This is a genomic window from Trebonia sp., from assembly GCF_049794275.1.
GTDB lineage: Bacteria > Actinomycetota > Actinomycetes > Streptosporangiales > Streptosporangiaceae > Trebonia.
On record NZ_JBARCR010001303.1, the window covers coordinates 1 to 5,694 of the forward strand.

The 5,694-nt window shown below is 71.7% G+C and carries 5 protein-coding genes; 4 read left to right on the forward strand and 1 reads right to left on the reverse strand.

Translation table 11 applies throughout. The annotated features are described in order from the left end of the window. Positions 1–474: alpha/beta hydrolase fold domain-containing protein (locus WA805_RS31560; RefSeq protein ID WP_425244172.1), on the forward strand; the 474-nt coding region annotated here is incomplete at its 5' end. Here WA805_RS31560 and WA805_RS31565 read toward each other — a convergent pair. Next, positions 464–1,270: an IclR family transcriptional regulator gene (locus tag WA805_RS31565; protein ID WP_422279055.1), complete on the reverse strand. Its 807-nt coding sequence runs from the start codon at positions 1,268–1,270 to the stop codon at positions 464–466. The genes WA805_RS31560 and WA805_RS31565 overlap by 11 nt on opposite strands. A 161-nt stretch (positions 1,271–1,431) precedes the next feature. Here WA805_RS31565 and WA805_RS31570 point away from each other — a divergent pair, with 161 nt between their 5' ends. The 3 genes from WA805_RS31570 to WA805_RS31580 all read left to right on the forward strand — a co-directional run. Further along, positions 1,432–2,982 (forward strand): ABC transporter substrate-binding protein, encoded by a 1,551-nt coding sequence (locus tag WA805_RS31570; protein WP_422290043.1) that lies wholly within the window; start codon positions 1,432–1,434, stop codon positions 2,980–2,982. A gap of 1 nt (position 2,983) precedes the next feature. After that, positions 2,984–3,925, forward strand: a complete 942-nt coding sequence (locus WA805_RS31575; protein WP_422279051.1) for an ABC transporter permease — start codon at positions 2,984–2,986, stop codon at positions 3,923–3,925. Then, the coding region (locus WA805_RS31580; RefSeq protein ID WP_425244173.1) for a dipeptide/oligopeptide/nickel ABC transporter permease/ATP-binding protein at positions 3,922–5,694 on the forward strand (1,773 nt) is incomplete at its 3' end. The genes WA805_RS31575 and WA805_RS31580, both read left to right, overlap by 4 nt.

A 5,694-nucleotide genomic window follows, 5' to 3' on the forward strand; every position in this document is an offset into this window, starting at 1 on the left:
GCGCTCAGGCTCCGCGACGCCGACGGGCAGCCGCCCGCCGGCCTGATCTTCGCCTACGGCGTGGCGCACTCCGTCATCCCGCCGGTGTCCGGCGAGCACGCCGCGCTGATGCGCGAGGTGCCGGCCATGCTGCAGTTCCCGCCGACGGCGACGAGCTTCTTCAACGTCAACTACCTGGGCGGCCCGGTCAGCGAGGCTGACGGCTACGCCTTCCCGGCGCTGGCCGACCTGCGCGGGCTGTGCCCCACGCTGGTGCTCAATGCCGAATACGACGACCTGCGCGCCTCCGGCCAGGCGTTCGCGGCGGCGCTGGCGGCCGCCGGGGTCGACGTACGGCAGGTCATGGCCACCTCGATGCTGCACGGGTTCCTTAACCTGCCCGCCACGATCGGGCCGGTCAGCGCCGCGCTGGACCTCATCGCCGCGACGCTGCGCGAGCCGGCCGCGCTCCCCGCGGTCGTGATCACCGCATAACGGCACTCGGCGCGCCGAGCTGCCGGGAGATGCTCTGCGCGGCGGTCCTGACGGCGTAGCCCAGCCGTCGCGGCTGGGCTACCCGCTCGGGGAGCACGACGCCGATCGCGGCGATCGCCACCTCGTGCTCGCCAAGGATCGGCGCCGCCACGGCCACCATGGGCTCCGCCTCCAGGCGGCGGTAGATGGCCAGCCGCTCGCGGCGCACCTCGGCGAGCGTCTTGCGGAGCACCGCGGGCGGGATCAGGTTCTGCTCCGGCTCGCCGGGCAGCGACAGCGGGCGGGAGAGCACGTCCTCCTGCACGTCCACGGGCGCGAATGCCAGCAGGGCGAGCCCCATCCCGGTGCAGTGCAGCGGTATCTTTCCGCCGACGCGGTAGCGCACCGGGACAGAGCTGTGCGACGAGAACCGCTCCACCAGGGTGACCTCCAGCCCCTCCCGCACGGCGAGCTGGACGTGCTGCTGGGTCACCGCGGCGAGGTCGCTCATGAACGGCAGCGCCACCTGCCGCAGACCGTGGCCGCGCGGCGCGAGCGAGGCGACCTCGAGCAGCCGCAGCCCGATCGAGTACTGGCCCTCGTCGTCGCGCTCCAGCGCGCCCCAGGCCATCAGCCGGCCGGCCAGCCGCAACGTCGAGCTCACCGGGATGCCGCTGCGCCTGCTCAGCTCGCGCAGCGTCAGCCGGCGATGGGCGGCGTCAAAGGCGGCCAGCAGCGAAAACGCCCGGTCGACGACCGGTTCGCCTTCCGGCGGGCGCTTGCCGCGGACGCGCTTGGCAGGGGACGCGGCTACCATCTGACACCACCTCAAGGAAACGACGAGGCCACACTGCTGTAACGGTCCCAAAATAGCGTTCCATTCAATGGAATCATCCCCTGACCGATGTGAGCTACGCCACCGATCCTTCTCGGCAAGCCGGGTGAAAGCGCCCGGCATGACAACTCCGAGAGGCCCCGATGACCGGCTCCCATTTCCAGCGCATCGGCATCAGCGCCCTGGCCATAGCCGCCCTCACCCTGACGGCGTGCGGCAGCGCGGCGAGCAGCGGCGGCAGCGCAGGCGGCAGCGGCACGCCGAGCCAGACGCTGAGCATCGGTTACGATTCAGACCCTGCCCCGCAGGGCTACGACCCGCTGCTGTACGGGGCGGGACAGCGGCTGTTCTACGAATCCATGTACCAGTCGCTCTTCGTCCAGACACCCACCGGCGGCGTCGCGCCCGAGCTGGTCACCAGCTTCAGCTACAACGCGAGCAAGACGCAGATGACGCTCAAGCTGAAGTCCGGCGTCACCTTCACCGACGGCTCGAAGCTGACCGCCCAGCTCGTCAAGGAGAACCTCGACAGGCGCAGCGACGCCCAGCTGCAGTCCTACGGCGCCTTCGCCAAGGGCGGCGCCGACCAGATCACGAACGTCACGGCCCCGGACGCCAGCACAGTCGTGCTGACGTTCGCCGCGCCGCAGGCCACCTTCCAGACGAACCTCGCGGGCGTGCCCGGCATGATCGTCGGCCAGCACGGCATCAGCGACCCGGCCGGGCTGCAGACCGCGCCCGACGGCTCCGGCCCGTACAAGCTGTCCTCGGCCGTCAAGGGCAGCAGCTACACGGTGACCCGCGAGCCGGGCGCCGACGCCGCGACCTACCCGTACAGCACGGTCGTCTACAAGCCGTTCCTCGACAAGCAGGCGCGGGCCAACGCCCAGATCTCCGGGCAGACCGACGTGTCCGTCCTCGACCCGTCCACGGTGCCGATGGTCCAGTCCAACGGCGTGTCGGTGGTCAAGAACGGAGGCACGATCCAGACGCTGCTGATCTTCGACAAGACGGGCGTCACCGCCAAGCCGTTCGGCAGCAAGCTGGTGCGGCTCGCGCTCAGCTACGCCATCGACCGCTCGGCGTACGTGGACGCCATCGCCAAGGGCAGCGTCCCGACGGCGAGCGCGTTCCCGCAGGCCTCGCCTGGCTACGACCCGTCGCTCAACGCCACCTACGCGTTCAGCGACGCCAAGGCCAAGCAGCTGCTCGCGCAGGCCGGCTACCCGCACGGCTTCTCGTTCACCATCACGGCGTCCCCGACCGACGAGGCGCAGCTCGAGTTCATCCAGAAGCAGTTCGCCGCGATCGGCGTCACGATGAACATCACGGTCACCACCTCGACCGACCAGCTGTTCGCGGCCATCAACACCCAGCCGATGGGCTTCATCCCGCTGGGGTGGGCCAGCGAGATCGGCGTCACGGCGGGCGTCCTCGTCGGCGGCTTCGCCAACCCGCACAAGACGCAGGACCCGGTGATCGGGGCCGCCCTCGGGGCGGCGTCCAACGCGACCGGTGATGCCTACCCAGTGGCGCTGAAGAAGCTCAACGACGCCCTCGTGAACGAGGCCTGGGTCATCCCGGTCGCCGAGCAGTACGCCTACGTCGGCTACAACGCCAAGAAGGTCGCCAAGCCGGCCTTCCCCGGCCTGGACGAGTATCCGCTGCTGACGTCGCTGCGGCCGGCCGGCTGACATGCTCACCTACCTCGCCCGCCGGCTCGCGTTCGCCGTCACAACCGTGCTGGCGGCGAGCGTGGTGAGCTTCCTCCTCGTGCACGCCTCCAGCGGCAGCCCCGGCGCGATCACCGCCGGGGCCGGGGCCACCCCGGCCCAGGTGGCGGCGGAGAACCACCGCCTGGGCTGGGACCAGCCGCTGGTCACCCAGTACCTGACCTGGCTCGGCCACGCGGCGAGCGGCAACTTCGGCGTCTCGCTCATCGACGGGCACGACATCTGGTCCGACCTGATGGCCCGGCTGCCGGTCACCGCGTCCATCGCGGTGTTCGCCACGCTGCTGAGCGGCGTCTTCGGCGTGCTGATCGGCGTCGCCGCCGCGGTCCGCGGCGGCCTCGCCGACCGGACGGTCACCGTCGGCAGCGGCGTGGCGCTGTCGCTGCCCCAGTTCTGGATCGGCATCCTGCTCGTCTACCTGATCGCCATCAAGGCGCACCTGCTGCCGGCGACCGGCTACGTGGCGTTCAGCGCCTCGCCCGGCCAGTACCTGCAGAGCCTGGCGCTGCCGGTGATCACCCTCACGATCACCGGCACGGCGATCATCGCGCGCACGACCCGCACCGGGATGATCTCGGCGCTGCGCCAGGAGCACATCCGCACGCTGCACGCGCTCGGCACGCCGCCGTGGCGGATCCGCTACGTGCACGCCCTGCGGTTCGCCGCCGCGCCGGTCGTGTCGGTGCTCGGCATCCAGTTCATCGCGCTGTTCGGCGGGTCGGTGATCATCGAGCAGCTCTTCGCGCTGCCCGGCCTCGGCCAGGCCGCGCAGAACGCGATCGGCACCAACGACTTCCCCGCCGTGCAGGGCGTCGTCGTCATCGCGACCGTCGTCGTGGTCATCACCAACCTGGTGCTCGACCTGGTGCTCGCCGCCATCGACCCGAGGGTGCGTACCGCATGAGGGTCCCGCGCGCGCTGCGCACGGCCGGCGGCGTCCTGTCCGCTGCCTGGCTCGTGTTCCTCCTCCTCGCATCCGTAACGGCCTCGTGGTGGCTCCCCTACCCAGTCGACGCCCAGGACCCGGCGCACACCCTGGCCGGCCCTTCAAGCAGCCACTGGCTCGGCACCGACGACCTCGGTCGCGACGTGCTGTCCCGCATCGCGGCGGGCGCCTGGATCTCGGTGGGCCCCGCGATGCTCGCGGTCGTCGTCGCCTTCGGCATCGGCATCCCGCTGGCGCTGCTTGCCGCCGAGCACGGCCGCTGGGTGGAGCACGGCTTCAGCCGGTTCGCCGAACTGCTGCTCGCGCTGCCGTCCATCGTCATCCTGCTCGCCTTCGTCGGCGCCGTCGGGGTGCATCCGTGGGCGATCATGACGGTGCTCGGCGTGCTGCTGAGCGCGCCGGTGTACCGGATCTTCCTCGGCCAGGCACAGTCGCTGCGCACCCGGCTGTACGTCGACGCGGCGCGGGTGAACGGCGTGTCCTCGCTGCGCGTCAACCTCCGGCACGTGCTGCCCGCCATGGCGACCACGATCGCGGTGCAGGCGGCGCAGCTGTTCGCGATCAGCGTGCTCATCGAAGCAGGCCTGGCGTTCATGGGCTTCGGGCCTTCGGTGCCGTCGCCCAGCTGGGGCGGGCTGATCGCCGCCGCGTCGCAGCACGTCTACGACGACCCGTGGCTGATGGTGCCGACCGGCGTCGTGCTGGCCCTCACCGTCATCGCCGCCAACGGGCTCGCGGACGCCGTCGCCGGCGGGCGCGAGCGCCAGCCCGCTACGCCCCGCCACAGGAAACCCCGCACAATCGTGCCTGCCGCCACAGGCGGCACGCACGATACCGAGGGCATGCTGCTCGACGTGCGGGACCTTACCGTCGCGGTGGGCGGTCCAGACGGCCCCGCGCTGGTCACGGGCGTCTCGTTCGCGCTGCCGCCGGGGACGGTGCTCGGCCTGGTCGGCGAGTCCGGCTGCGGCAAGACCATGACCGCCCGCGCGCTGCCCGGGCTGCTGCCCGAGGGCGTCGAGGTCACCGGCGGATCGGTGTGGTTCGCCGGCCGTGACTCTGCCGGCCGTGACTCTGCCGGCCGTGACTCTGCCGGCCGTGATCTGGCCGGCCTGCCGGACAAGGAGCTGCAGGCGATCAGGGGCCGCGAGATCGCGGTGATCTCCCAGGAGCCGATGGTCGCCCTCGACCCGATGTTCAGCGTCGGCTACCAGCTGACCCAGCCGATCCGCCGGTTCCGCGGCGTCGGCCGCGCCGAGGCGCGGCGGATCGCGGCGGAACTGCTCGGCCAGGTCGGCATCGTGGACGCCGGGCGCATGCTGCGCAGCTACCCGCATCAGCTGTCGGGCGGCATGGCGCAGCGGGTGTGCATCGCGCTGGCGCTCACCGGGTCGCCGAAGCTGCTCATCGCCGACGAGCCGACCACCGCGCTCGACGTGACCGTGCAGGCGGAGATCCTCAGCCTGCTGCGCGCGCTGGTGCGGACGACGGGCCTGTCGGTCATCATCGTCAGCCACGATCCCGGCGTCGTCGCCGACCTGTGCGACGAGGTGGCCGTGATGTACGCGGGCCAGGTCGTGGAGTCCGGGACGGTCGCCGAGGTGCTCGGCCAGCCGGCCCACCCCTATACCGCCGCCCTGCTCGCGGCGAACCCGCACGTCGCCGAGGGCCTGCCGGTGCCGGAACGGCTCCCGTCGATCCCCGGGACCGTGCCCGCGCCGCCGGAC